The 3,309-nt window shown below is 66.6% G+C and carries 2 protein-coding genes; one reads left to right on the plus strand and one right to left on the minus strand.

What is annotated here, in order from left to right; all coding sequences use genetic code 11:
- Window positions 1-569: 569 nt before the first annotated feature.
- Entirely contained in the window at window positions 570-2,090 is a 1,521-nt protein-coding gene (locus tag ACH4C6_RS36265) for a hypothetical protein (RefSeq protein ID WP_398112828.1), read from the minus strand.
- 1,019 nt (window positions 2,091-3,109) lie between these two features.
- On the opposite strand from ACH4C6_RS36265, the gene ACH4C6_RS36270 reads away from it, so the two are divergent.
- On the plus strand, window positions 3,110-3,309 hold a 200-nt coding region (locus ACH4C6_RS36270; RefSeq protein ID WP_398112829.1), incomplete at its 3' end, for a hypothetical protein.

A 3,309-nucleotide genomic window follows, 5' to 3' on the forward strand; every position in this document is an offset into this window, starting at 1 on the left:
GTGAAGAACCGCGGTCGCGCGAAGAGCCGTACGCGCTGGGGTTGTCCTCCATCGCGGCAAGGAGGAAGTCGCTTTCCGTTTCCGATGGTGCTTCCGATAAGTCACGGTGGGGACCGGACGCGCCGGTGGGGCGGGAGGGCTGCGGGGGAGTGGTCACCGATGGCTCCAGACGGTGCACGGATGCGGATTGCTGGGGCGGGCTCCGTGGTATCCGCCCCTTTTGCCTTTCTGTAGCTACGGCCGACCGTGATCTGCCGGTTCACCTCCCCAGCCGGCCGGTCCCGTCCCTGCCACACCGCCGTGGCTCGAGCGCGGGAAGGCCCGCCGGGCTGGAAGCTGCGGACCCAGGTGCGAGCCGGTCGCAAGCGAGGGTGAAGGCCGCCGTCCAGGGCGATGACGTGTCGAGGCGGGGGTATCGGATTCGGGAGTGTCGGGGCGAGGCGGCCGGCCTGGTGGTAGATCCGCATGCGCGGCTCGGGGGCACGCGTCGTCGGGTGCGCAGCTGACACCGGACGTCACCGAGGTCCGCGAGCGCGCATTCACCACCGACGTTCGCGAGGTCCAGGCCCTCAAGGAACCGAACCCCTTGCCCGCCCCGGGGCTGTGCAGTGACTGCGCAGCCCCGGACGCTGTTGCTCGATGCCTATCATCTCTCCTGGCGTGAGCTGTGGAGGTTGCGCCGTCACGGCCCGCTGGGGGAGGGGGGGCTGTTTACCGGCGGCTCGGTCCTTGGTCGGTGTGGGTGTTGCGGGTGGTCCGGCGTGTTCGGGTGAGGGGTGTGGGTGTGGGTGGGGGGAGGTGGGGCTGGGTGGGATTTGGCCGGCGGCTGCTGCCACGGTGAGGGGCATGGGGTGGTGGGAGTACGAGGTGGATGCCGTGGTGTGCCAGAGTGATGGGGGCTGTGGCTGGGAGGCTGTGATGTGGGTGCGGGGCAGAGTTGTGTTCCCGAGCGGGAACACAGCCGTGGCGCGGAAGCCGTCCTGTGCCCGCGAGGGCCCTACTCCCTGGGGCGATGGCTCGGCATCGCGTTGCACGGGATTGTTGTCCAATGCCCATTTGCCCTTCACCTGAACGAGGAAACTCTCCAGGCCCCTGGCCTGCAGCGCAGCGCACTCCTCAGAACTCAGAGACAAAAGCGGAGTACCGTCCCCATGCCTCCGTGTCGCATCGTGCAGATGCTTGCCGATGGGAACCTCACCTACCTTCACTGTCTGTGAAGGAAGGCGGCGGTTTCTGTGTCTGTCAGTGATGCTCTCTTCGGGCAGACCTCGTATCGCGGCCGCCCATTCTTCGGACGTGCGTCGCTTAATCCTCTGTCGCGCATCAGCACCTTCGGCGAGCACCCATCCCTTGTCCACCTGGACGAGGAAACTTTCCAGGTCCATCGCCCGCAGCGCCTCGGCCTCCTCATCTGACAGAACGGTATGTGGCCTGCTGTTTTCTAGCCTGCATGCCGCCGCGGCCAGACGCTTGCCGATGGGAGCCTTGCCCACCTTCACGTTCGATGCGGGGAGGCGGGGGTTCTTGTAGCTGTCGGTGATGTCCTTTTCGAGCAGACCCCGTATCGCGGCCGCCCATTCCTCGGCTGTGCGCCTGATGCGCTTTGGCCGCGCACTCTCGCCACCATTCCGTGCTGCCCCGGCTGGGGCTAGTGCCTGGGCTTGAGCTCGGGTTTCCGTCCTGGCTCGGGCTCGGGCTCGGGCTTCGGCTTGGGCTTGTGCTCGGGCGGCTCGGGCTTCGGCTCGGGCTTGCGCTCGGGCTTCGGCTTGTGCGTAGGCCGCGGTTAGGGCGGGGGGCAGGGTGTGTGTGCGGAGTTCGTTGATGTCGTGTGGGGTGAGGTTGATTCCTTTGGTTTGGGCGTAGTGGTGGACTTGGGCGTAGGTCACGCCCCAGTTGACCGGGTTGGCGAGTTTCTTGAGGAGTTCTTCGCGGAACTGTTTGTGCTGGTCGCTGACGAAGAGGGAGAGCCCGGAGCGGACGAAGGGGGCGTAGGGGGCTTTGTGGCCGTGGAAGGGTAGGTCCTTGACGGCGAGGAGGTCATCGGGGACCGGGCCGCTGGTTTCGCGGGGGATGTACATGGCGTCGAACATGTCGACGTCGATGACGCTGGGTTGTCGTGGGGGAGGGGCGGGGGTGTGGGCCGGGCCTGCTGGTGGGCGGGGTGTGGGGCCGGCGGCAGGGTATGGGCTGTGTGTGGGGTTGGGGAGGCTTCCGGGGGCTGTTCTGGGTTGTGGGGGTGGCAGGGGCGGGAGAGCAAGGCCTTGGAGCCCGGGTGCCACCGGGGGAGTACGGAAGGGTGAGCCGGCGGCGGGAGTGGTGGATCGTGAGCCGGCGGGCGTGGTGAAGAGTGAATCGGCGGGGGTGACGGACCGGGTCCGCCAGGACGGGTCGTAGGGGTTGAAGTGCGCGGTGGACGACGTTCGGGGAGAGCGCGCTGCCGAGGACCCGCGCTTACCCGTCCAATACGGGCGGGGGGAGGGAGGGAACGAACCGAACAGTGATTCCTCGCCCTCCGACGGTGCTTGTGAGAGGCCACGGTCATACGGAGGGTCGTACGTGCTGGTGTTCATCATCTCGGCGGCGAGGAAGTCGCTTTCCGCTTCCGATGCTTCCGATGGTGCTTCTGATGGTGCTTGTGAGAAGCCACGGTCATACGGAGGGCTGAACGCTTCGTTGTCGTCCCTCATCGCGGCGGCGAGGAAGTCGTAGCTGCTCGCTTCCGATGGTGCTTGTGAAGGACCACGAGAGTACGGAGGGTGGGACGTGTCGGTGTCGTTCATCGTCGCGTCGGTGGTTTCCGATGGCGCTTGCGATAAGGCACGGTGGGGATCGGACGCGCGGGTGTTGTAGGGGAATGGAGGGGGAGTGGACACCAGCGGCTCCAGAGTGTGGACGGATGCGGAAGAAGGGGCTGGGGCGGGCTGCGCTGTATCGGCCCCTTCTGGCCTTTCTGTTCCTACGGCCGGCCGTGATCTGCGGGTTCACCCTCGGGGGCGGCCGGGTCCCGGCCCCTGTCTTACCTGCGTGGCCTGGGCGCTGTCCGCGCGCAGATGGAGCTGACCCGCCACCCCGCCGCCCGCCACGCATATCGGGCCCGCATTTCCTGCTCTTGATCGAAGTCATCTGGATCTGCTGGTCGGCTACCTCGCTGCTGAAAGACGTCTTGCGCCACGGGAAAATGGCTGTACTCGGTGTCGGAGGGCAAGGTCCGGGTCCCGTGGCCCGCTGGTTTCTGGAGCCGCTGAGTGTCAGAAATCAGATGTTCGAGACGATCCCCTGCATTCGCCATTCGCTGCAGAAGAGGAGCCC

The organism is Streptomyces sp. NPDC017943, assembly GCF_044328425.1.
GTDB lineage: Bacteria > Actinomycetota > Actinomycetes > Streptomycetales > Streptomycetaceae > Streptomyces > Streptomyces djakartensis_A.

Coding starts and splice junctions, on each gene's coding strand:
- ACH4C6_RS36265 (WP_398112828.1), bottom strand. CDS start 2,090: ATGTTCGACGCCATGTACATCCCCCGCGAAACCAGCGGCCCGGTCCCC.